The organism is Enterococcus sp. HMSC061C05 (genome assembly GCF_001814765.1).
Classification (GTDB): domain Bacteria; phylum Bacillota; class Bacilli; order Lactobacillales; family Enterococcaceae; genus Enterococcus_B; species Enterococcus_B lactis.
The window spans coordinates 131273-154373 of record NZ_KV817748.1 but is presented as its reverse complement, the minus strand read 5'-3'; the positions used below and the strand labels follow the sequence as shown (position 1 = coordinate 154373).

The 23101-nt window shown below is 39.2% G+C and carries 17 protein-coding genes and 1 pseudogene; 14 read left to right on the top strand and 4 right to left on the bottom strand.

The genetic code is table 11. The annotated features are described in order from the left end of the window. Nucleotides 1–112: 112 nt before the first annotated feature. A complete protein-coding gene (locus HMPREF2988_RS09000; RefSeq protein ID WP_038398445.1) occupies nucleotides 113–2020 on the bottom strand; it encodes a M13 family metallopeptidase in 1908 nt (635 codons plus the stop codon). A 131-nt stretch (nucleotides 2021–2151) separates the two neighbouring features. Here HMPREF2988_RS09000 and HMPREF2988_RS08995 point away from each other — a divergent pair. The 4 genes and pseudogenes from HMPREF2988_RS08995 to HMPREF2988_RS08975 all read left to right on the top strand — a co-directional run bounded on the left by HMPREF2988_RS08995 (nucleotide 2152) and on the right by HMPREF2988_RS08975 (nucleotide 6131). Then, nucleotides 2152–3027: pseudogene (locus HMPREF2988_RS08995) on the top strand (dihydrolipoamide dehydrogenase). A 79-nt stretch (nucleotides 3028–3106) separates the two neighbouring features. Then, complete coding sequence (locus tag HMPREF2988_RS08990; protein ID WP_002286741.1) at nucleotides 3107–4081, top strand: ribose-phosphate diphosphokinase; 975 nt, start codon at nucleotides 3107–3109, stop codon at nucleotides 4079–4081. 423 nt (nucleotides 4082–4504) lie between these two features. Beyond that, nucleotides 4505–5650 (top strand): cysteine desulfurase family protein, encoded by a 1146-nt coding sequence (locus HMPREF2988_RS08980; RefSeq protein WP_002344559.1) that lies wholly within the window; start codon nucleotides 4505–4507, stop codon nucleotides 5648–5650. Between the two features lie 136 nt (nucleotides 5651–5786). Continuing rightward, the gene (locus tag HMPREF2988_RS08975; RefSeq protein WP_002286736.1) at nucleotides 5787–6131 is read left to right on the top strand and encodes a DUF1831 domain-containing protein; all 345 of its coding nucleotides are present in this window, start codon (nucleotides 5787–5789) and stop codon (nucleotides 6129–6131) included. 108 nt (nucleotides 6132–6239) lie between these two features. Here the strand turns inward: HMPREF2988_RS08975 and HMPREF2988_RS08970 are convergent, their stop codons facing one another. Continuing rightward, on the bottom strand, nucleotides 6240–7022 hold the full coding sequence (locus HMPREF2988_RS08970) for a hypothetical protein (RefSeq protein WP_070770464.1): 783 nt from the start codon (nucleotides 7020–7022) through the stop codon (nucleotides 6240–6242). Nucleotides 7023–7212: 190 nt separating this feature from the next. On the opposite strand from HMPREF2988_RS08970, the gene HMPREF2988_RS08965 reads away from it, so the two are divergent. Continuing rightward, nucleotides 7213–8490 (top strand): MFS transporter, encoded by a 1278-nt coding sequence (locus HMPREF2988_RS08965; RefSeq protein ID WP_002308213.1) that lies wholly within the window; start codon nucleotides 7213–7215, stop codon nucleotides 8488–8490. Between the two features lie 129 nt (nucleotides 8491–8619). Then, nucleotides 8620–9207, top strand: coding sequence for a metallophosphoesterase family protein (locus tag HMPREF2988_RS08960; protein ID WP_070770463.1), 588 nt, complete (start codon nucleotides 8620–8622; stop codon nucleotides 9205–9207). Nucleotides 9208–9474: 267 nt separating this feature from the next. Here the strand turns inward: HMPREF2988_RS08960 and HMPREF2988_RS08955 are convergent, their stop codons facing one another. Further along, the gene (locus tag HMPREF2988_RS08955; RefSeq protein ID WP_070770462.1) at nucleotides 9475–11406 is read right to left on the bottom strand and encodes a YiiX/YebB-like N1pC/P60 family cysteine hydrolase; all 1932 of its coding nucleotides are present in this window, start codon (nucleotides 11404–11406) and stop codon (nucleotides 9475–9477) included. 1645 nt (nucleotides 11407–13051) lie between these two features. Between HMPREF2988_RS08955 and HMPREF2988_RS08930 the strand changes: the two genes are divergently transcribed. The 5 genes from HMPREF2988_RS08930 to HMPREF2988_RS08910 all read left to right on the top strand — a co-directional run bounded on the left by HMPREF2988_RS08930 (nucleotide 13052) and on the right by HMPREF2988_RS08910 (nucleotide 18489). After that, nucleotides 13052–13669, top strand: coding sequence for a hypothetical protein (locus HMPREF2988_RS08930; RefSeq protein ID WP_070770459.1), 618 nt, complete (start codon nucleotides 13052–13054; stop codon nucleotides 13667–13669). An 88-nt stretch (nucleotides 13670–13757) separates the two neighbouring features. Next, nucleotides 13758–14363, top strand: a complete 606-nt coding sequence (locus HMPREF2988_RS08925) for a hypothetical protein (protein WP_070770458.1) — start codon at nucleotides 13758–13760, stop codon at nucleotides 14361–14363. Between the two features lie 206 nt (nucleotides 14364–14569). Continuing rightward, nucleotides 14570–15691 carry a tRNA 2-thiouridine(34) synthase MnmA gene (gene mnmA / locus HMPREF2988_RS08920; RefSeq protein WP_002313365.1) on the top strand — a complete coding sequence of 374 codons (1122 nt, stop codon included), beginning with the start codon at nucleotides 14570–14572 and terminating at the stop codon, nucleotides 15689–15691. A 244-nt stretch (nucleotides 15692–15935) separates the two neighbouring features. Further along, complete coding sequence (gene arcD, locus HMPREF2988_RS08915; protein ID WP_083314630.1) at nucleotides 15936–17357, top strand: arginine-ornithine antiporter; 1422 nt, start codon at nucleotides 15936–15938, stop codon at nucleotides 17355–17357. Nucleotides 17358–17370: 13 nt separating this feature from the next. Beyond that, nucleotides 17371–18489, top strand: coding sequence for an aminotransferase (locus HMPREF2988_RS08910; RefSeq protein ID WP_070770456.1), 1119 nt, complete (start codon nucleotides 17371–17373; stop codon nucleotides 18487–18489). A gap of 59 nt (nucleotides 18490–18548) precedes the next feature. Here HMPREF2988_RS08910 and HMPREF2988_RS08905 read toward each other — a convergent pair whose 3' ends face one another. Continuing rightward, complete coding sequence (locus HMPREF2988_RS08905; protein ID WP_002329559.1) at nucleotides 18549–19841, bottom strand: multidrug efflux MFS transporter; 1293 nt, start codon at nucleotides 19839–19841, stop codon at nucleotides 18549–18551. A gap of 149 nt (nucleotides 19842–19990) precedes the next feature. Between HMPREF2988_RS08905 and HMPREF2988_RS08900 the strand changes: the two genes are divergently transcribed. The 3 genes from HMPREF2988_RS08900 (at nucleotide 19991) to HMPREF2988_RS08890 (ending at nucleotide 23062) form a co-directional block, all read left to right on the top strand. Continuing rightward, nucleotides 19991–20551 carry a TetR/AcrR family transcriptional regulator gene (locus tag HMPREF2988_RS08900; RefSeq protein WP_002325115.1) on the top strand — a complete coding sequence of 187 codons (561 nt, stop codon included), beginning with the start codon at nucleotides 19991–19993 and terminating at the stop codon, nucleotides 20549–20551. Between the two features lie 128 nt (nucleotides 20552–20679). Beyond that, nucleotides 20680–21057, top strand: a complete 378-nt coding sequence (locus tag HMPREF2988_RS08895; RefSeq protein ID WP_002312065.1) for a DUF1033 family protein — start codon at nucleotides 20680–20682, stop codon at nucleotides 21055–21057. Then, on the top strand, nucleotides 20990–23062 hold the full coding sequence (locus tag HMPREF2988_RS08890) for a DNA topoisomerase III (protein ID WP_083314626.1): 2073 nt from the start codon (nucleotides 20990–20992) through the stop codon (nucleotides 23060–23062). The genes HMPREF2988_RS08895 and HMPREF2988_RS08890 overlap by 68 nt, the downstream gene beginning before the upstream one ends. The last annotated feature ends 39 nt before the right edge of the window (nucleotides 23063–23101 follow it).

Genomic DNA, 23101 nt, shown 5'->3' with positions numbered 1-23101 from the left:
TGTTCAAAAGCTTGCATCTGCGGTAATAAGCCCAACCAAACGAAAAATAGGAGGAGCTATTTTTGTTTGGCTGTTCTTATTACTTGATGCAGGACAGCTTTTTCACAACCTCTTACCAGATTCGCACTCTTTTTTCTGGCGCTAGATACATAGCATCTTGTTCTGTGACACCAAATGTTTCATAGAATTCGTCAAGGTTTTTGGGTTGCACATTTGCTCGGAGTTTAGCAGGAGCATGAACATCGATTTGCAGTAAAAGTTGTTGGTATTCTTTTTTTGCTTTTGTACGCCAAATCGTTGCCCAATTGACAAAGAATTCTTCGATAGAAAGATCTGATTCTGTTTTTGCTGCTTCCAATGCACAGCTTAGACCGCCTGCATCCGCAATGTTTTCTGAAACAGTTAATTTTCCGTTTACTTTTCCGTCAGCAAAAGGCAGACCATCGAATTCTTCGATCATTGCTTGTGCTTTGTTTTGGAATTGTGCAAGATCTTCTTCTGTCCACCAATTGTTCAAGTTGCCATATTCATCAAACAAAGCGCCGTTATTATCAAATGCATGGGAAATCTCATGAGCGATAACAGCTCCGATTCCCCCGTAATTAGCAGAGCTTGATTGTTCTAGACTGTAAAACGGCGCTTGAAGGATGGCTGCCGGAAAGACGATCACATTCCGGAATGGATGATAATAAGCATTGACTGTATCAGCGCTCATTTCCCATTCTGAACGATCTACCGGTTTGTTCCATTTGCTGAAACGATCTTTTAATGTGAGTTTGCTGAAAGCAAGAGTGTTTGAAAGCAAAGTACCACCTTGATCTGCAGGCACTGTTTTGAATTGGTCGAATAGTGCTGGGATCTTATCGGGGTAACCGACTTGGATACCTAAGTTATTTAATTTTATGACGGCTTTTTCTTTTGTTGCATCCCCAAGCCAGTCATTTTCTTCTAGCCGTTTTTTATAAACGGCAATCATTTTTTTCACCATTTGCTCTACATCTTTTTTAGCAGCTTCGCCGAAATATTTTTTCCCGTAGTAATCACCAACGACTTGATCAAATTGACCAGAGGCAAGATAATACGCTGCTTTTTTCTGAGGCATTGCTTCGTCTGTTCCAGACAATACGCGAGAATAGATTCCGCTGACTTGGCGGAATTCTTCTGATAGATACCCACTAAGAGAACGTACTGTTTTAATGATCATCCAGCTTTTGAATAAGGGGAAATGAGCTTCTGTCAGGATGTCATTCAAATGATCAAAGTACACTGGATCAGTGACGATCACTTTATCTGGGGTTGTCCCAATCAAACCAGTGACAAGTTTTTTCAAGTCAAGTTTATCTGTGTATTGAATAAATGTGTCAAAAGATTGGGGATTATACATTTTGCTGTAATCTGCGTTTTCTTCTGCACTTTTTACATGAGGAGCAATCAATTTATCAAATTGCACTGCTTGTTCTGTGATTGCTTCTGCCTGACTTTTTTCTTTGCCAGCAAGCTCCAATAATTGAACCGCCATATCAAAGAAAACGCCCATTAGTTGTGCACCGTTAGGATGTTCTGGTGCATAATACGTCTTATCTGGAAGAAATAAAGAAGGCGGATAAGCAAAGAAAGCATTCGTCTGTGCATTCTTCATATCAGCATCTACATCTAGATTAAATGGCAATGGTAGTGTATCCAACAACCATTCCGGGAATTGCTCATTCAATTCGTCGAAAGACTGCAATGATTCAACTTTCTCGATTACAGGCTGAAGTGGTTGAGCATGCAACTCATTTCTTCGGTCATAATCGTTTGCCAGTTGATAATAAGCAAGGAAATGTTTCATTTTTTCTGAAGATACTTTTTCTGGATGGGCAAGCAGATCGTCTGTTTCTCCCATCAAAAGTTGGTCGATCCCGTCAACTAAGTCTTGGAAACCGCCTGTAGCTGGTTTATCTGCAGGGATTTTTGCTGTTTTTTGCCATTCTTCATTGACTGCTTCATAGAAATCTTGTTTCAATCGTTCTTTGTTCATTCATCGATCGCTCCTTTTTTGTTTCGTGTGCCCATTATCTTACAAAATGAAGGAATTAACAAATAGAACATAAAAAAATTTGAAAATTCGGACAATCAAACTGATTTGTTTTTTTCAATCGTTCACTTATAATGAAAAAAAGGAGGCGATCCCAACTGAAACAAGTAGTGGATAAACCTTTCTATTTTAAAATAGATAAAAAAATCAAAAAATTAGCCAGCACCCAGCAACTACAATCAAAAAAAAGCGAACGGCTTTTTTTAGCACTGATTTTTGAAGATCAAAGTTATGTGATCATCGATCAATCAGGACATCCGATAGAATACTCTCCAGCAGAATATACCTATCAAGAGGGTATTTCTCGTAGCCAATGGAGACTGATCAATGAAGCACCAATCGAGTTCTCTCAATGGATCCACAGAAAAGAAGAGGTGCCTGTTTTGATCGAAGAAAAAAGGTCAGGAAAAGAACTCACAAATTGTTGGGTGGGATTGCCAGAAGAACGTTTTTTAAGGTATAAGAAATGAGCTACTCCTTCAGGTTATCTTTGCGGGACTTATGCGGCGGCGGTTTTACTTGCCTACTATCAAGACTATCGTGAAGAGTGGATGCTTCCCCTAGAGATCCGCAAGAAAAACACGTCTAACTCGATGGCATTGACAAAGGCGTTGCGTAGCCAAATCCAACCACTAGGCCTTCCTACGATTCCTTTTCAAGTCAGTACAGGGATTTCTAGTTTTTTAAAGAAGAATGGCAATCACGAGCGTGCACGAGCAACTCTTCTAGGTTCATGGCAGCGAGCCACAAAACGTATACGTGAAGGCAAGCCTGTGATGATTGGAATCTTGAAAGTACTTGGTAGTACTTACGGCAATCATTGGGTGACGGCGTATGCTTATTTTGAAACTGAAACAGGAGAACGTTATTACAAAGTACACGACAACTGGGGGGACTATCATAAAGTTATTCCTGCCAGTTGGAGTAACGGAACAGTTTCACTTCCTTAAGAATTTGCTGAAATTAACAGAAAATCTTGGAAAAATATGTTAAACTATCGAAGAATAGAGAAGTTTTGGGGAGGACTACATGAGTAATAAGTATCAGGATGACACGTTGAAGATTTTTAGTTTGAATGGGAATCGTCCATTAGCTGAAAAAATCGCGAAAGTGTTTGGAACAGAATTAGGTAAAAGCGTCGTGAAGCAATTTAGTGATGGGGAGATTTCCATCAATATTGAAGAAAGTATCCGTGGGGATCATGTGTACATCGTTCAATCAACGAATGCACCTGTCAATGACTACTACATGGAACTGCTGATTATGATTGATGCAATGAAGCGAGCAAGTGCGAAAACGATCAATGTCGTATTGCCTTACTATGGGTATGCTAGACAAGACCGCACGGCGAAACCTCATGAACCGATCACTGCGAAATTGATTGCTAACTTAATCGAAGAAGCAGGAGCAACTCGAGTACTGACTTTAGATTTGCACACGGTTCAAGTACAAGGATTCTTTGATATTCCTGTAGATAATTTATTTACGATGCCATTGTTTGCTCATTATTACCGTCAATTAGGTCTGACGGGAGATGACATCGTAGTTGTGTCGCCAAAAAACAGCGGCGTTCAGCGTGCACGTAGTCTTTCAGAATATTTGAACAGTACATTAGCCATCGTAGACCATGCAGATGATGCTTCAACGGAGGGTGGTTATGTGATTGGTGATGTTCAAGGAAAGACATGTATCATGGTAGATGATATCTTGAACACCGGAGCAACGCTTGCACGAGCAGCAAATGTATTAAAAGAAAACGGCGCAAAAGAAGTATATGCCTGTGCGTCACATGGGTTATTGTCCGATCATGCGAAAAGCATTTTAGACAATGCACCAATCAAAGATATTTGTATCACTGATTCTGTTTTCACAGAAGAAAATCGTCATCCGGAAAACTTAACGATCGTTACATGCTCAGAATTAATGGGTGAAGCGGTCAAACGCATCCATGAAAATACACCGATGAGTCCGTTATTCCGTCTGGAAGAAAAAGAATTCGAATAAGAAAAAAGACAAAAAACGAGAAGATCAATTAGCAACGAGAAGAGGGACTGTGACAAAAGTTGTGTCACAGTCTCTTTTTCCGAATAAACGGTGTTCTCCTGCCAACTCCTCGGTCACAAGTCACAATATTCATCAAACATGAGAAGCTGTTTTTTGAAATTGCTCCTTGTGACTCAAAGTTAAACGGCAGGCGCACGACCTCTTGGTAAACGGTGTTCAAAAGCTTGCATCTGCGGTAATAAGCCCAACCAAACGAAAAATAGGAGGAGCTATTTTTGTTTGGCTGTTCTTATTACTTGATGCAGGACAGCTTTTTCACGACCTCTTTTTCGCTACACTAAGTGCCTTCTAGGTAAAAGTAATCTCTTCTTTGGTATGTTCGCTGTTTTATGCTAGAATGTGCCTAGCGATAATTTGGAAGGGATGAATGAAGTGAAAACTATTTATTTGGATCATGCGGCAACTACCCCCATGCATCCGCAAGTAATTGAAGCGATGACGGCGATCATGCAAGAAACGTTTGGTAATCCTTCAAGCATACATGGGTTTGGCCGCCACGCGCATGAAAAATTGGAAACAGCAAGACAAATCATTGCAGATAGTCTGCAAGCAAAACCTCATGAGATCATCTTTAATAGTGGTGGAACAGAAGGGGATAATACAGCTATCTTAGAAACAGCGTTCTCGCGTCAAAAAGAAGGCAGACATCTAATCACTACAGCTATCGAACATCCTGCTGTTCTTAATACCATGAAATATTTAGAGACAAAGGGGTTTGACGTTACATATCTGCCTGTAGATGAAAAAGGGAATCTGTCGATCGAAGAGGTCAAAAAAGCGTTACGAGAAGATACGATCTTGGTCTCTGTGATGTACGGGAACAATGAAATCGGAAATTTGATGCCAATCAAAGAAATCGGTGAACTTTTAGCAGATCATCCAGCTTATTTCCATACAGATGCGGTACAAGCTTATGGAAACCAAACGATCCATCCAGAAGAATTAGGAATCGATTTATTAAGTATCTCTGCTCATAAAATCAATGGACCAAAAGGCGTCGGTTTCTTATATAAACGAGACGGAGTAAATATCCCTGCCTTGCTTTTAGGTGGCGAGCAGGAAGAAAAGCGGCGTGCAGGTACAGAAAACTTGGCAGGAATCTGGGGAATGGCAAAAGCAGTTGAACTGCTGTCACCTGAAGAACGTGAAGCACGTAACAACAAATATCAAGGATTCCAACAATTGATTCTTGATACATTAGAAGCAAACGACATCCCTTATCAAGTAAATGGTGATTTAACGAATAAACTCCCTCATGTGTTGAATCTTCGCTTGATTGGCGAAGCAAATGATTTGCTACTGATGAAGCTTGATCTGAACGGAATCGCTATTTCTACTGGTTCGGCTTGTACAGCAGGGAACATCGAACCTTCTCACGTATTAGAAGCGATGTATGGAGAAGATACGCCGATACTAAAAGAATCCATTCGTATCAGCTTTGGATTGGGAAATACTGAAGAAGACATCCATTATTTCCTTGATCAATTAGTTCGTGCTGTCAAAAAATAACTAATAAAGTCATTCTGATGTGGACAGATGTCTGAGAGAACGCCTTCATTTTTTAGGGAACTTAACTGAAAAACCTAGTAAAAATCAGGATAAACTTTTATAATAAAGAGAAACTAATTTTATCGAGGTGAAAATCATGGCATTTGAAACAACAGCAACTGTACTTGGCGCACCGATCAGCTATCGTTTGCATCCTGATGCAAAAAGATATACATTGCGTGATAATGGGTTTACAGAAACAAACGGAGGCAATTATCAATTGATCCGACCATTAGATGCAACGCCGCAAAGCAAAGAAGGCTTCAAACTGAAAATCACTGTATCAAAAGATATCCAAACATTGAAAATGTCGATTACTACAGCAAACGGACTGAAAGCAGTCAATATTTTCAAAGATCCGAAACAGAAAATGAGTCAAGATAAATTCTATTTTTTGATGGATGGGATGATCAGCCGAGGATTATTCGAAAAAGTCGAATAACCTGTGGATATAAAAAGACAACTAGTTTTGAAACGGCCTAATCGTTAGATCTCTAACTTTGAAAGGACGACACAAAATAGTTGTCTTTTTTATTTTTTCTGCTGTAAATCAGACTCTCGTCCACTCATCAATTGATTTTCCATGTTCATCCACTATTTCCAACCAACTATTTGTTCCGGCAAAGTACAACAGCAAGCTTGCCTCATTCACACTTTTTACGATGATATCTTCGATCGTGGTTGTGCCTGAAATCTTGTCTTTATAATCATCTCGTAGCTTTTGCCCATATTTTGCAGCATAACCTAATGAGCCGTCTTTATTTAAAGGAGGATCTTTGACGAGCGTCGCGCCTGCTTTGATCAGCAATTCATTTCGTTTGATCCAGTAAAGCGTTGCTTGACTTCCCCTGAAATCGACGGTAAAAGGAATCTCGCTGACTTCTTTTGACCAGCGATGACGAGCTTTTGCTGGTTTTTTCTTCGTATCTACAGCGGCAGATGGCACGGAAGAATCGATTGGATAACCAAATGTACTTAGTATAGCAGCAATCTTCTCTTGGTGTTCTGCCATTTTCTTTCTAGCCGTTTCAGGAATCGAAGGAAACGATTCTTTGGCTATTGTAAGACCAGCTTTTTCTGCTTGTTCGGTGAGCAAGTAGATCATATAATCGGCTTCTATATCCCAAGGAAGCTGAATCATGATGACGGTATCGATTGTTTCTGGTTGGACTGTTTTCCCAATTGCTGTACACACCTTTTGATGATAAAAGAGATAAAAAGCATTTTCTGGAAGCTTAGGCAGTTTGCGGCTGATCCAGATTGTACCTTGTGCCTGTTCAAGTACGATTTTGATTTCTTCAGGGGTAAGAGTGGTCTGAAAGTTGATTTTCATGACTGATGCCCTCCTAGTTTTTTCTTAGTTTAGCATGATTGCTGATTTTTTTCTGCTAATTTTACTTTTTTAACAAAACTGAAAATATATAACGATGGTATTTGAACAAACAGCTAGGTTTAAAGGAAATAATCAAGTATAATTCTAGCTACGTAAGGACGATAAGTTTTAGAGGAAGTGAGGGAAGGATATGGGAGAAGAAAAGGAGCCGGTTTTACATTGGCGTAAAAATATCAACTTGTTTTTGACAGGTCAATTTTTATCTGGAATCACGAGTATGATCGTGCAATATGCAATCATTTGGTATCTGACGAAAGAGACAGGTTCAGCAACGATCTTGAGCTTTGCTACGTTATTAGGTATGATCCCAATGGTTTTGCTGAGTCCGTTTGCTGGTCCGTTGGTGGATCGTTGGGACAAAAAGCGATTGCTGATTTTGACAGATATCATTGTCGCATTGTTTGCGATGGTCTTGGTAGTAGTCGGTACGATTTCTGACACATTTCCGTTGTGGCTAGTGTTTGTATCGTTGTTCATTCGTGCGATTGCTCAAACTTTCCAGATGCCGACGATCCAATCGATCCTTCCTACGATGGTCCCAGAAGAAGAGCTGACACGTATCAATGGACAGCTAGGCATGGTCCAGTCAGCGAATTTTATCATTGCGCCTGCAATAGGTGCGTTTTTATTTACAGTAATACCTATCAACTGGCTGATTTTGCTTGATGTGCTAGGCGCGGTATTTGGTGTGGGCTTACTTGTTTTTGTGACGATCCCTAAGGTTATTTCGCAAGGCGAAACCATTCATTTGTTGACAGATACAAAATTTGGTGTGAAAAAATTGTACGAGAATAAAGGTCTTTGGCATATCATGCTCAACGGTGCTGTGTTCACGTTATTGTTTATGCCGGCTGCCAGTCTGTATCCGTTGATGACGATGGGCTATTTTGGTCAAAATGTAGGACAGGCGGGTCTTGTCGAAGTAGTCTATTCAGTAGGGATGCTTGCAGGTGGGGCGGTGATTGGCTTTTTTGGAAAATGGAAAGACCGGATGAAGCCGATTTTCATGGCTTATGTAGTCGTAGGTACCACGATTGGTGCTAGTGGATTGTTGCCGGGGACAACACAGGGATTCTTTTATTTTCTTTTACTGAATGCCGGGGCAGGTTTTGCCACACCTTATTTCAATACCTTACTGATGGCGATCATCCAACAGAGTTATGAACCGAACGTTTTAGGACGAGTCTTAGGTGTATTCAACTCATTAATGACTTTGCCAGGGCCGATTGGCTTAATATTTGCGGGCCCCTTGACAGATAAGATTGGTGTAGAAAAGATGTTTCTGATTGCGGGAATTGGTACGCTTTTATGCGGGATCGTTTTATTTTTGACACCCGTTGCTCGAAATTATGATAAAGAATTACAGAAAAAACTGGTGAAAGAACACCGTGAACAAGAAAACGAATAGAAAAGGAGCGGTGATAAAAATTTTCTTCCTACTTGAAATCAAGTGGTTTTTTCACAGCTTTTTTAGATGTTATGAGTTGCTCCAATCAGCAATTTTGTTTACTCTAAGGAAAAGGGAGGCAGGAGAAACATGAATTATTTTACGAGTGATATGCACTTTTTTCATGAGCGTTTACTAGGAGAAAATGACTTTGCTCCGCGACTCTTTGCAAATGTAGATGAGATGAACCAACAGTTGATCACTAGCTGGAATGCAGTAGTAAAAGAAACGGATCACGTCTATCATCTAGGTGATCTTGCCATGCATCCGCAATATGAAAAAGCAAATGCAGAAATCTTAGAATTAGTCAGTCAACTGCAAGGAACGATCCACTTGATCAAAGGGAATCATGACAGTCGTGCGTTCTTCCGTTATTTAGAAAAAAACGATCCTGGACTTTCTGATGGCAGTCCCAAATTTTATTTTTATGACATAGGTGCTATCGTGAAGTTCGACCATCAGCAATATTACTTGACGCATTATCCAATGTTACTCGGACCTAACGACACCATTCGAAACCTTCACGGGCATATCCATCATTATAGTGTTCCCATCGAAAACGTCGTCAATGTAGGCGTAGACGCACCAGAAAGAGACCTTCTAAAAGAAAAACTGCCATTCGGTACGCCATTATCCGAACAGCAAATCAAAGAAATATATGAAGCAAAGAGGTCGTGAAAAAGCTGCCCTGCATCAAGTGATAAGAACAGGCAACTAAAAACAGCTTCTCCTGTTTTTGATTTGGCAAGACTTGTCCCCACAAATACAAGCTTTTGAGCCTGCTGCCCAATTCTGTGTCATAAGGATCAAAATAGAAAAGCAATTCGCGCATGTTATAAAAGAATTGAAGTACCTGATTTTCAAAAATAGGATAAAAAGTCGTCCCTTTTTGGCGCGGCTTTTTATCCTATTTTTTAGTAATACAGCCATATGTTATAGGAGGAACTACAAAATACAGTATACGAATTTCCCATGATCATTAACTGCTTTTCTGACCGTGGCAGTACCGTCATTCAACTTCCTAACATCATTATCTATATTAGTGGAATAGACGATCAGGGTGTTTTCTTTTGTGTATCGGTTTAGCCAGTCAATCGCATAATCTACCGACTGATTCACGCCGATATGATAGAAATAATTCCCATAAATCGCTTTTGCTTCGTCCGTCATCGTGAAATCATGATTGAAGCCATAACCATTCCTGACAGAAGCAGCAGTTGTGAATGAACCATGGATCCTTAGATAAGAGGCGTGGCGATAGGTACCATTCTCTAATTTTATCAACGCATGATAATTATTGTAAAAATAATACCAGCTTGGTGTAGCTCGATTATAAGAAACATCTGCATTGAAAGGATTCGGTCGCGTCATTTCGTATTTGTCATAGATACTGAGGTTCTCTGTATAATCAAATCTTTGCTGAGTGAAGGCAGGCGGTGTATGGACGACTTGGTTGATCTGATAAGGATTGACTGGATGTTTTTTCTTCGTGATTTTTGTAAAAGAAGGATTATATCTTAAGTGATTGTTGTCAGTAGAGATATTGTTAGAATAAACGATCTCCAACGAACATTGGGTATAGGTATTGATCCAGTTCATCACATGGTTCGGAACATCATGATCTTCGATCGTCTCTGGAATAAGCGGGATATTCCTGTCAGAAAATTTGGCTCTTGCTTCGTCTGTTAAAAGAAAACGGGTGAACATATCGAATTCTACGACGATCGTTCCAGAATGATTACGCCCGAAAGTAAGACGTGTACTTGCATAAGGTCTCCCGTTATTTTTGTCCGTGGCGATGAAATGATAATCATTCCTTAAGGTGTATGAGTTGGAACCGCGGCTAAAAATGAAATCTTCGTCGTTGATGATTGTCCCAGCGTTTGACCATTGAATATTCTCCAGATAGTCTTTGTAGTTTGCAAAAAAGGGATTGATTTTCTCGACTTTTTGAGAACGAAAAATATCATTGGGGCTTACTCCTGGTTCGTTTACTAACTGCTTTGTTTCTAAATCAATTCCTTGGAAATTAGGATCACTTTTATCAGTTAGTTCATCGATTCTCCCATCTGGTGTTGCGTTCATATAAGCAGCCCACACTAGGATAGAGCAATACCAATCTTTCCTACTAGATAAGCGGTTCTTAGTAAAAAGGCCAAATCCTGCATCATACTGTTTACCTAATTGTCCATGCATAAATGAGATGGCTGCTTTTTTTTGTGCTGTTGTCGCTTCTGGAACTCTTAAAATAGTCGAATCAGTATAATCGAAACGCTCATCATCCAAGACACCGTAAACAACGCCTCCAGCTTTTGTTTCAAGCATAGGACTATAATCAGTTGCTTCGATAGTTCGAATATATGTGAAAGTCTCTGGTTTTCCATTGATGATATGTGTCTCTTCATAAATGCCTTCTACGATCATCACATGATGAAGATAACGCAAAACCATATCCGCTCGTTTTCTTTCAAAAATGATATCTCCTGGTTGAACGATATTCATCAGATCATATTTATGATAAGTTGGTACTTTTTCAAAAGTGATATTCTCCAAAGCATTTCCGATATTGAATGACCAGAGAGGCGGGTCTTTGGATAATTGTTCGGCTTCTTTACGAATATAGTGCTCATTGACGGTGTTTAGGTAGTCACGCAAGTGGTCTTCTTCGGAAATCGCGGAATTGAATGGTTGGTTGTAATAATTCGAGGTGAACTCTTCAAATGCCTGATCGAAGGAAGCGTATTCATTTTTGAATTCTTCATAATACTCCTCCAATATCTGCTGGGTATCTGTATCAGCATGTACAGTAGTGATTGGGATGGCAAATGCGACGGCGAGTAAACAGGTAGTCAGAAACAATTTAATTTTTGATTTCAATGTAATCCCTCCTTGTTTTATGCTAGAATAATAACATATGAATAAGAATGATGATAGCTTAAAAATAAAATATATCAGTTATTTAATATAGGCGTATATTGCACATAACACCAAAGAGTAAAATCAGCTATATCAATAATTGAGAACTGTTATCTTTAATGGAATAATTAGCGTTTAACTTAGGATTTTTACGAATTAAATCAAAGGTGTTATATTTTATTTGGGGTTAGATAGTCTACAGAAGATACAATTTCTTGGTAGGGATGAGTATTGAATAGGGGTGTTGATTTGTATATCTATTTATTTTATTACGTTATTATATTTTTTATTTATTTATTTTTAAATAACAAATTGTGAGATTTTTTGTTTAGAGTTTTTTTGAAGATAGACAAGTATCAATCAATTAGAAAGGAGATGTGTAAATGTTACCACTAAAAAGTAAGACGTGTACGATCATTTCAATAATTTTGTTGTCAATTTGTTTCATTTCAGCTAGTTTTTATTTTCATCCTTCTATAGAAAATAATTTTCAGTTCTTAGTGTTCATAACATTTTGTTGTTGGAGTACTGGCGGTTTGAGTTTGGTTTTTTCGACAAAAATCAATTCTCAAATATTAAAAATGCTAGTTATCCTGCTTGATTTGATTGGTATTTATAGTTGGGTGATTTATGCTATGTAAATTGTTCTGTTTTAGTTTGTTGTTTCAATAAAAAACGAAAATGAGGGGAAATAAATGAAATTAAATGTCAATTTGATCGGTTTATGTGTATCTATGTTACTGTCTGGCTGGTGTCTCGGGATAGCTCATTTCTATTACGGAAATAGCCCTCAAGGAGTATATATGTTACTTATGATGATTTTTCCAGGATTAACAGGACTATATTTTTCTACAAAAGTCAAGTCTGTAAGAATGAGATGGTTCCTGATAATACTAAATTATCTAATAGCTACCCATCTTACTATGATGCAATTTTATGGTCATTTATTAAGATAGCCATGTATCAATCGAAAAGGAGATGTGTGAATGTTACCACTAAAAAGTAAGACGTGTACAATCATTTCAATAAGTCTGCTAGTGCTTTGTATAGCTTTGACTATTTTTTTCCCTTCAATAAATTATAACGACGATGGGACTCGTATACGAATAATGTTTTGTATTTGGTTATTTGGTGGGTTAAGCCTTGTTTTTTCAACAAAAATCAATTCTAAATGTTTAAAAGCGATTGTTATAGTATCGAATTTGATATGTATCTTTAACTGGATCATTTTTGGTTGGTAAAAAATGGCGGAACGTTTCTGTTGTAAGAAAAAGAGGATTAAAAACAAAAGGAGAAAAAATGAAACTAACTATCAATTTGGTCGGGTTATGTATATCTATGTTACTGTCTGGCTGGTGTCTAGGGGTGGCTCATTTCTATTATGGAAATAGTCTTCAAAGTGCAGCTTTAATGATTTTCATATCCTTCCCCGGCTTAGCAGGTCTTTATTTTTCGACAAATATCAAATCTGCGAAGGTAAGATGGCTGTTGTTAGTTATCAATTATCTATTTGCTACATATTTTAATGTTTTCCAATTTCTATTTATTTTGTTTCAAACTTTTTGAAGTCAGCAACGAAGCAAACAATTAAAAAGGAGCGAGTTGAATGTTATCAATAGAAAGTAAGAAAAGTAAGCGGGTATCGGTGGTTCTGTTAGTCTTCTGTATGATTTTGCTCAGCAGTCATTTGTATATTCGTCATGAAGTGATAGGGTTTCTAATCGTCCAGTATTCATGTTGGATTTTAAGTGGTATCAGTCTAGCTTTTACAAGAAGAATGGATTCCATAAAAGTAAAATGGCTAGTGATTGCTCTTCATTTTCTTTTGACTTGCGGAGTAGGGCTTGTTTACATCATTGGGTGGATCATCGGGTGGATAAGTTTACCTAGGTGGGAGTTGTTGTTAGTATGTGTGTTGTATTTTGGAGCAGTCGTAACATTAGACTATCAAAAAAAGAAAAAAACATTCTATCTGTTCGGTCTAGGTCTACCGATGCTGATATCGATCAGTTCGCTTATTGGAATCCATTACTTGTTGGCTTTCCATTCAAATACTATTAAATCTTGGCTTGTTATCCCTTTGTTGCTTTTCATGATGATTTCCGGCTTGATGGGTCTCTATTTCTCTACAAAACTTGAAGATAATCGAATAAAGTGGCTGCTGTTAGGGATGAATTATCTATTTGCTACTTATTACAATATTGTTCTTTTGTTTTTCTTATGAATCGAAACTGCCGTTCCTCTTTTGATCATGAGAATCATTGGGGCATGAGGAAGGCGATGTATGGGTCAATTAAAAAGGAGAGAGTTGGATGTTATCAATAGAAAGTAAGAAAAGTAAGCGGGTATCGGTGGTTCTGTTAGTCTTCTGTATGATTTTGCTCAGCAGTCATTTGTATATTCGTCATGAAGTGATAGGGTTTCTAATCGTCCAGTATTCATGTTGGATTTTAAGTGGTATCAGTCTAGCTTTTACAAGAAGAATGGATTCCATAAAAGTAAAATGGCTAGTGATTGCTCTTCATTTTCTTTTGATTTGCGGATTAGGGCTGTTTTTCATCATTGGGTGGTTAAGTTTATCTAGGTTGGATTTGTTGCTAGGATGTGTGTTGTATATTGGTTTAGTAGAAATATTAGAATATAAACAGAAAGAAAAAGCATTTTTTTTGTTCGGTCTAGGTCTACCGATGTTGATATCGATCAGTTTACTTATTTGGATCCATTATCTATTGGCTTTCTATTTAAATACCGACAGGATGTGGGCAATCATCGCTTTGTTGCTTTTCATAATGATTTCCGGCTTGATGGGTCTCTATTTCTCTACAAAACTTGAGGATAATCGAATAAAGTGGCTACTTTTAGGAATGAATTATCTATTTGCTACTTATTACAATGTTGTTCTTTTGTTTTTCTTATGAATCGAAACTGCCGTTCCTCTTTTGATCATGAGAATCACTGGAGTATGAAGATAGCGCTGTTTTTTCCCTATGATAGGTTATGTATTCGAACGCTGATAATTAAGGGATGAAATTTTCAGAAATATGACGTATAATGTAAAATACTGAAAAGTTGCGACCTTCAACTCGTAGATGTTTCAGAATCTAATTGAAATGATGGTGATATCATGACAGACAACAGCCAAACACGCGTTGTCGTAGGGATGAGCGGCGGTGTCGACTCATCTGTAACAGCACTTTTATTAAAGGAACAAGGATACGACGTGATCGGGATCTTCATGAAAAATTGGGATGATACGGACGAAAACGGCGTATGTACGGCCACGGAAGATTATAAGGATGTAGCGAAAGTAGCTGCTCAAATCGGGATTCCTTATTATTCTGTGAATTTCGAAAAAGAATATTGGGACCGTGTATTTGAATATTTCCTAGCCGAATACCGCGCAGGACGTACACCTAACCCAGACGTGATGTGTAACAAAGAAATCAAATTCAAAGCATTCTTGGACTATGCAATGGATCTTGGTGCTGATTATGTAGCTACTGGACATTATGCGCAAGTCACTCGCGATGAAAACGGTGTGGTCCATATGCTTCGCGGAGTAGACAACAATAAAGATCAAACTTACTTCCTTAGTCAATTATCACAAGAACAGCTTTCAAAAACGATGTTCCCTCTAGGCGGTATGGAAAAATCAGAAGTGCGGGCAATTGCTGAACGCGCAGGCCTTGCGACTGCTAAGAAAAAAGATTCAACAGGAATCTGCTTTATTGGTGAAAAGAACTTCAAACAATTTTTGAGCAACTATCTACCAGCGAAAAAAGGCAATATGGTCACTCTTGACGGTGAAGTCAAAGGGCAGCATGCTGGCTTGATGTACTATACGATCGGTCAACGTCAAGGCCTAGGAATCGGTGGCGGAGGAGATTCGCAAGAACCTTGGTTTGTCGTAGGGAAAGATTTAGCGACGAACACATTATACGTGGGTCAAGGGTTCCACCATCCTGCACTGTACGCCACAAGCTTGGATGCAAGTGAAATCCACTTTACGACGAATGAACCAATGCCAAAAGAATTCAAGTGCACAGCGAAATTCCGTTACCGTCAACAAGATGTTCCTGTGACAGTTCGCTTATTGGATGATAACCGTGCAGAAGTCGTATTCGACGAACCTGTACGTGCCATTACTCCTGGACAAGCAGTTGTATTTTATGACGGAATGGAATGTCTAGGTGGCGGTTTGATCGACCACGCATACCAAGAAACAAAAGTTTTACAATACGTTTAAGCGATATGAAATGAATCAAAACAGCTATGGCTAACAAAAGAAACATCTTTTCTTTTGGACAGCATAGCTGTTTTTTTGCAATAAAATTAATTTTTATTCATTTTATACTTGTAATTTCAGTGAAAACAGTCCATAATATCCAATAATATGAATAAAGTTGCTTTTTGGTAAGCAAGAGCAGTTGCAAAATAAAGGATATCTTTTGCAGGTGGTTTGTTCAATTTTATAAGTGAAGGTGATGGAAATGGAAAAGAAATCGACAGGTATTAGTAAGTGGGGACTGGTTGCTCTCGTTGTCAGTTCGTCAATCGGAAGCGGTGTGTTTGGAATCACGAGTGATCTGGCTAGTTCTGCCGCCCCTGGGCCAGCAATCCTTTCATGGATAATCGTCGGGATTGGTATTTTAGCTTTGGTATTATCGCTGAATCATTTAGGAGAAAAACGCCCAGATCTGGATGGCGGGATTTTTGGGTATGCAGAAGCTTCATTTGGGAAGTTAGGTGGCTTCATTAGTGGCTGGGGCTATTGGTTGTCTGCGTGGCTAGGAAATGTTGCTTTTGCGACGATGCTAATGAGTGCCATGGGAGAATTTTTTCCGATATTCAAAGGGGGACAAAATGTTCCTTCTATTTTATTTGCAAGTCTTTTTATTTGGGGTCTGACTTTATTAGTAAACAATGGGATTGAAGGAGCGAGCGTGATCAATACGATCGTGACGATCTGTAAATTAGTGCCATTATTCCTATTTTTAATATTTGTATTTATCGCATTTAAAGTGAATATATTCACTACTGATTTTTGGGGCAACGTATCTGTTAATCTAGTGAATGGATCAGGACAGCAAGGAACGATCTGGTTGCAGATCAAAGGTTGTTTGATGGTCATGATGTGGGTCTTTGTAGGGATCGAAGGTGCAAGTGTTTTAGCTAACCGCGCGAAGAAACGTTCAGAAGCCCAGCAAGCCTCAATCATTGGGCTGCTTTGTTTATTGTTTATCTATATCCTTGCTTCGATCTTGCCATACGGTGTCTTATCTCAAGAAGAGTTAGCAACTATTTCACAACCTGCTATGGCAAATATTTTAAAAGGAATCGTGGGAAATTGGGGAGCGGCACTGATCAATATCGGCTTGATCATTTCGATCATCGGTTCTTGGCTGTCTTGGACGATGCTCCCAGCAGAAACAACGATGTTGATGGCTCGAGACGGTCTGTTGCCGAAAGCTTGGGGAAAAACGAATAAAAAAAATGCCCCAACTTATTCGTTAGTTGTTACTGCCATCTTGACTAATCTATTCTTATTGACTTTCTTAGTTACTGATTATGCCTATCAATTTGCCTATTCTTTATGTACAGCGGCAATCTTGATTTGTTATCTGCTTGTCGGAATCTATCAAGTCCAGTTTTCTTTAAAAGAAGGAGTCAAAAAACAAGTAATGATCGGTGGGATTGCTGTAGTTTTTGAATTGATAGGAATCACTTTAGCAGGATTTTCTTATGTCCTTTTATGTAGTATTGCCTATCTTCCTGGTTTTTGCTTCTACTGGATCGCTTGTCGGGAAACCAACCATCAAATTACGGGAAAAGAAAAAGTAATGATTGGGCTGATTTGTGTGGCCGCACTGCTTTCAATCGGGTTGCTTGCTGTAGGCTGGATCAAGATATAAGGGGGAAAGAAACATGGAAATCGCAAATTTCGGTGTAGAAGAATGGCTAAATAAATGGGAGAAGAAAGCGGTATATGATATTGCACAAAGCTCGATCGAAGCATTGACATTAGACGAACTCGTTGGCTTAGACGGGACCAACGTAAGTGAGTTTTTCGAAAAACGCAAAAATGAACCATTGGACTATGGCTGGATTGAAGGATCAGATGCGTTCAAACAAGAAGTCGCTTCTCTTTATCAAACCGTCGATCCAGAAAACATCTTACAAACGAACGGAGCGACTGGTGCTAATCTTTTAGCTCTATACGCGTTAGTGGAAGCAGGAGACCATGTTGTTTCGATGCTTCCTACTTATCAGCAATTATATGACATCCCCAAATCTTTAGGTGCCACTGTTGACTTTGTTCATTTGAAGGAAGAAGAAGATTGGCAGTTTGATTTAGAACAGCTGGAAGCCTTAGTCAAACCTGAAACAAAGATCATCTGTTTGAATAGTGCAAACAATCCTACAGGTACATTGCTAGATCGGAAAACTTTAGAAAAAATCGCAGAAATTGCTCGTACAGTAGATGCATATGTATTGATAGATGAAGTATATGCGCCTTTAACGGATAATGGTGAATTCTTGTCGATCGTAGATGTCTATGAGAAAGGTATAGCAACCAATTCCCTATCCAAAACCTACTCCATTCCAGGTATCCGTATTGGCTGGACAGCTACTGGACCTGAGTTGGCAGAGTTTTTTCGAAAATATCGAGACTACACGATGATTTGCGGTGGAGTCCTGTCAGATGATCTTGCTGTACATGCATTGAAGAACAAAGAAAAAATCTTGGAGCGAAACAAAAAGATCATTACAGAGAACCTTGCGATTTTAAAACAATGGGTAGCAAATGAACCGAAAGTTGAACTTGTCGCTCCCAATTACGTCTCTACTTCTTTCATCAAATTAGCCATCGAAGAAGATGACCAGACATTTTGTATCAATTTATTAGAAGAAACAGGAGTACTATTAGTACCAGGAAGTGCCTTTGATTTGCCGAAGCATGCCCGACTAGGTTACTGTTGTAAAAAAGAAACCTTGGAAAAGGGATTATCCCTCTTATCTGAGTTCTTGAAAAAACAGGCCTAAACAAAAACACTGCAAGGACAGTCTGTGACAACTGTTCAAGCAGTGTTTTTCATTTACGCTTATTGTCTATGAGAAGGAGAGTGCTCTGAAGATATGGAGACTCCTGAAGCTTTTTCTTCTGCAGTTTCTTGCTGATGGATCTCTTGTGTATTGTGTCGTACAAGCAAGAAGTTAACCAAAACAAGAAGAGAAGTCGAAAGAAAGACGCCACGATAACCAAATGCACTGGAAACACTGGAGCCGATCATAGGTCCTACTACGTTACCAGTTGCTTGGAAAGATTGGTTATAACTGAAGATCCGTCCAGCAGCTTGATGAGGCGAATATTTTGTGATCAATGCTTGGACAGCAGGGAGCAGACAAGCATCAGAGATACCAATCAAAAAACGTAAGGCAGCTAATTGCCAAACATTCGTGACGAATGCCATTGGGATATAAACCAAAATCGCAAAACCCAAACCAATCGCAAGTATTCTTTCACTCCCAATCTTGTCACCTAAGCGACCAAATCTTGGAGCAGCTATCAAAGTAGCAATTCCAGGTATCGAAGCGATGATTCCGCTGATCAACGTAACATTCCCATGTCCATGCAGCAATTGACGAATGTACAGACTGATGATTGGACTGATGGAATTGTTGGATGCTTGGATGATCATCGTTGTGACGAACATACCGATGACGACGTGTGGATATTTCAAGTCTTTGAAAATCTGTTTGGCAGAAACCATGTTTTCTTTTTTCACTGGGACAAATTTTTCATGGACGAAAAACAGACTCAACAAGAAGACGAAAAATAAGATGATCCCTGTAATGAAAAAGGTAGGGCGATAGCCAAACGCTGAAGCAGAGATCCCGCCAAGAAGCGGTCCAAGTAATGTTCCTGTAACAGAACCAGTTGCTAAGGTTCCAAGAACTTGACCACTTTTTTCTTTTGGCGTCCCAGTTGCGACAAGGGCAGTGGCATTACTGATATAACCAGAAAAAATCCCTTGAAGCAGACGCAATGCGACTAATTGATACACACTAGTCACGCAGCCCATCAAAGAAATGACGATTGCCATTCCTAATGAAGCACGCAGCAGCATCAATTTTCTTCCTTTTTGGTCGGCTAATTTCCCCCACCAAGGAGAGATCAGCGTAGTCACCAAGAAAGTAGATGAAAAAGTCAATCCGCTCCAAAAGTTCAATTGTGCCGTACTATAATTACCTAACGTATCTATGTAAAGTGACATAAAAGGCATGACTAAACTAAATCCGATACCAGCCATAAATGTTCCAAACCATAAGACAAACAAGTTTTGTTCCCAAGTTTCTCTTTTCCTAAATAATTTTTCCTTTATTCTTGCAGCCAATTAGACTCCTTCTTTCTGAAAATTTTCATCTACGACTCTTTATTATAAACTACAATATGTAGTTTATCAATGAAAGTCTCTTTTTTCTCGTTCTTTTTCGTGGTAAACTGAAAGAGTGAAGGATTTATTTTATGAGAGGAAACATGGAAATGAAAAAAAGAAATCTGTCTCAAGAGAAAATCATCGACTGCTTTCGAGAACTAGCAGAAGAGATGGATGTTCAGCAAATAACCTTTCAGCATTTAGCAAAACGCTTGGATATCAAGGCTCCCTCGCTGTATAACCATTTCAAAAATATTCGTGATGTCAAAACAGCGCTAACAGCAAAACTTCTGCAGGAACTTAATGACCAGCTGCGTCGGGCTCTTGTGGGAAAAAGTGGTCAGGAAGCACTGCAGATCTATGCAGAAACTTATCGATCCTTTGCTTTTTCGAATCAAGCAGTGTATGAGTTGCTGATCAGTGTGCCCCACACCAATGAAGCAGTTTTATTAGAGGGAATCCATGAAACGAACCAGATCATTTTGCAGATCTTTGAGGCTTTTCAATTAACGAAAGAAGAAAAAGTCCACCGAAGCAGAGAATTACGTAGTATGATCCACGGCTATCTTTCCTTGCGTTTTTTAGGATACTTTACAAAAGAACCGACAATCGATCCAGAGGACAGCTATTTTTGGATGATCAATGACTTTATCGCTACTTTGCCTTAAACAATCAGATTCATTGGTATCATTTTCAAGATGTTCATTAAATGATCCTTTTATAAGAGAAAATTCTTGCAACTTTCTTGAAAAGTGACTAAGATGAGTCTAGAAAAGCTGAAAGAAGGAGCACGAGTATGTATCAAGTAATTACCATGTTCGGGGACAATGAGCCTTGGTGGTTTTTTGAAGACTGGGAAGAAGATATTGAAGCAGAAGAAACATTCGAGTCTTTTGAAGAAGCACGACAAGCGTACGAAAAACAATGGATCGCGATCCATCAAAATTATGAATATATCAATGCAAAAAGCAACTTTCTCAGCGCCTTTTGGAATGATGGAGATGAGCGCTGGTGTGAAGAGTGTGACGATGATTTACAGCAATACAAGGGACTTGCGTTGTTGAAAAATCATCAGCCCATCACAGTAGAAAGCAGAAAGGAATTTTATGAAACAACTAATTCTAGCGGAAAAACCAAGCGTTGCGAAAGACCTAAGCAAGGTGCTTGGTGCTAATCAAAAGCACAAAAATTATTATGAAGGACCCAAGGTGATCGTTACTTGGGCCCTTGGTCATTTATTAGGATTGAAAATGCCGGAAGATCTGAATAAGGAATGGCAGAGCTGGCAAATGGACACGTTGCCGATGATCCCTAAAAAACTAGGAATCAAACCACTTCCTAAAACAGGACATCAATTAAAAGCAATCAAGCAGCTGGCTCAACGAAAAGATGTCTCAGAAGCAGTCATTGCGACAGATGCCGGAAGGGAAGGAGAACTTGTTGCTCGCTGGATCTTAGAGTATGTGCATTTCAATAAACCAGTGAAGCGGTTATGGATCTCTTCTCAAACAGATAAAGCAATCAAAACAGGATTCAAGCAACTAAGACCTGCAAAAGAGTATGATGCATTGTATGAATCTGCTCTTGCCCGGGCAAAAGCGGACTGGCTGGTAGGATTGAATGTGACCAGAGCCTTAACTGTGAAGTATGCGGACAATTTATCAGCAGGCCGTGTGCAGACACCGACACTAGCATTAGTGAGAGATCAAGAAAAGAAAATCGAACAGTTCCGTCCACAAACGTATTTCACGATCACGTTACACGCTGGAAAAGAACAAGCCAAAATGGTTCAAAAAAATCAATTTGCTTTAAAAACACAAGAAGAAGCACAAAAACTTGTTCAATTGATCAGTACAAGCAAAGGAACTGTCACAGAAGTCCAAGAAAAATTAAAAACGGAATCTGCGCCGCTGCCTTATGATTTAACAGAGATCCAAAGAGAAGCCAATCAACGCTATGGCTATTCTGCAAAGAAAACATTAAGTCTTGTACAAAGTTTATATGAGACCCATAAAATCGTTACTTATCCGCGTACAGACAGCAAATATCTGACAAACGACATGAAAAGTACGATGAACGAACGACTGCAAGCAGTCAGCGACTTTGCTCCTGAGGTCAAGCAGTATTTGAAAAACGGAGCCATCGTCCAACAGACAAAAGTATTCCAAGACAATAAAGTGACCGATCACCATGCGCTTTTGCCAACTGAAAACCGAGCACGTTATGAAAAACTAAGTAATGAAGAGCAAAAAATCTATCAGATGATCGTCTCTCGTTTCTTAGGCTTATTTGCTCAACCACACAAAGTCAGTCAGACAAAAGTCACGGTTGAATTTGGTAAAGAACAATTCATTTTCCGACAAAATCGTGTCGTCCAAGCAGGGTGGAAAGGCGAAACGGAATCTGAAACGGAAACAGTCAAATGGGAAAAAGGAATGCGGATCAATCCTGATTTCACCATCAAAAAAGAATTATCTGCACCGCCTAAACCATTGACAGAAGCAAGCTTGCTTGGACAAATGGAAAAATACAGTCTGGGAACCCCGGCTACTCGTGCAGAGATCATTGAGAAACTGATCAAATCAGAGTTGATGGAACGTACCCCTCAAGGACTGCAAGTATCCCCTAAAGGTAAACAATTATTAGTATTAGTCAACCCATCTTTAGTGACACCGGATCTGACAGAGAGCTGGGAAAAAGACCTTGAAGCGATTGCTGCAGGAAAGAAACAAGCAGGAACCTTCTTGAATGGGATCGAAAAAGAAACAAAACGCTTGGTGAATGAAATCAAATCAAGCAAACAAGAATATCAAGATTTCTCGATCACCCAAAAGAAATGTCCAGAATGTGGGGCCAATCTGCGTGAGAAAAACACACGAGACGGCAAAATTTATGTCTGCACCAATTCAGATTGCAGCTATCGCAGAAGAAAAGATCCGAAAGTCTCCAACCATCGCTGCCCACAATGTCACCGGAAAATGGAAATCATCAAAGGCAAAAATGGTGCTTATTTCCGTTGTAAATACGACGGAACGACAGAAAAAATGCTTGATAAAAAAGAGCAGAAGAAGAAAATGACCAAACATGAAGAACGTCGCTTGCTGAAAAAATATGCACAGGCAGAAGAACCAGAAGAAAGCCCATTAGCAGCAGCACTAAAAGCGGCAATGAAGAAGTAAGAAGATGGCGGTTGTGACAGAAGTGGTCAGCTTCAAGAA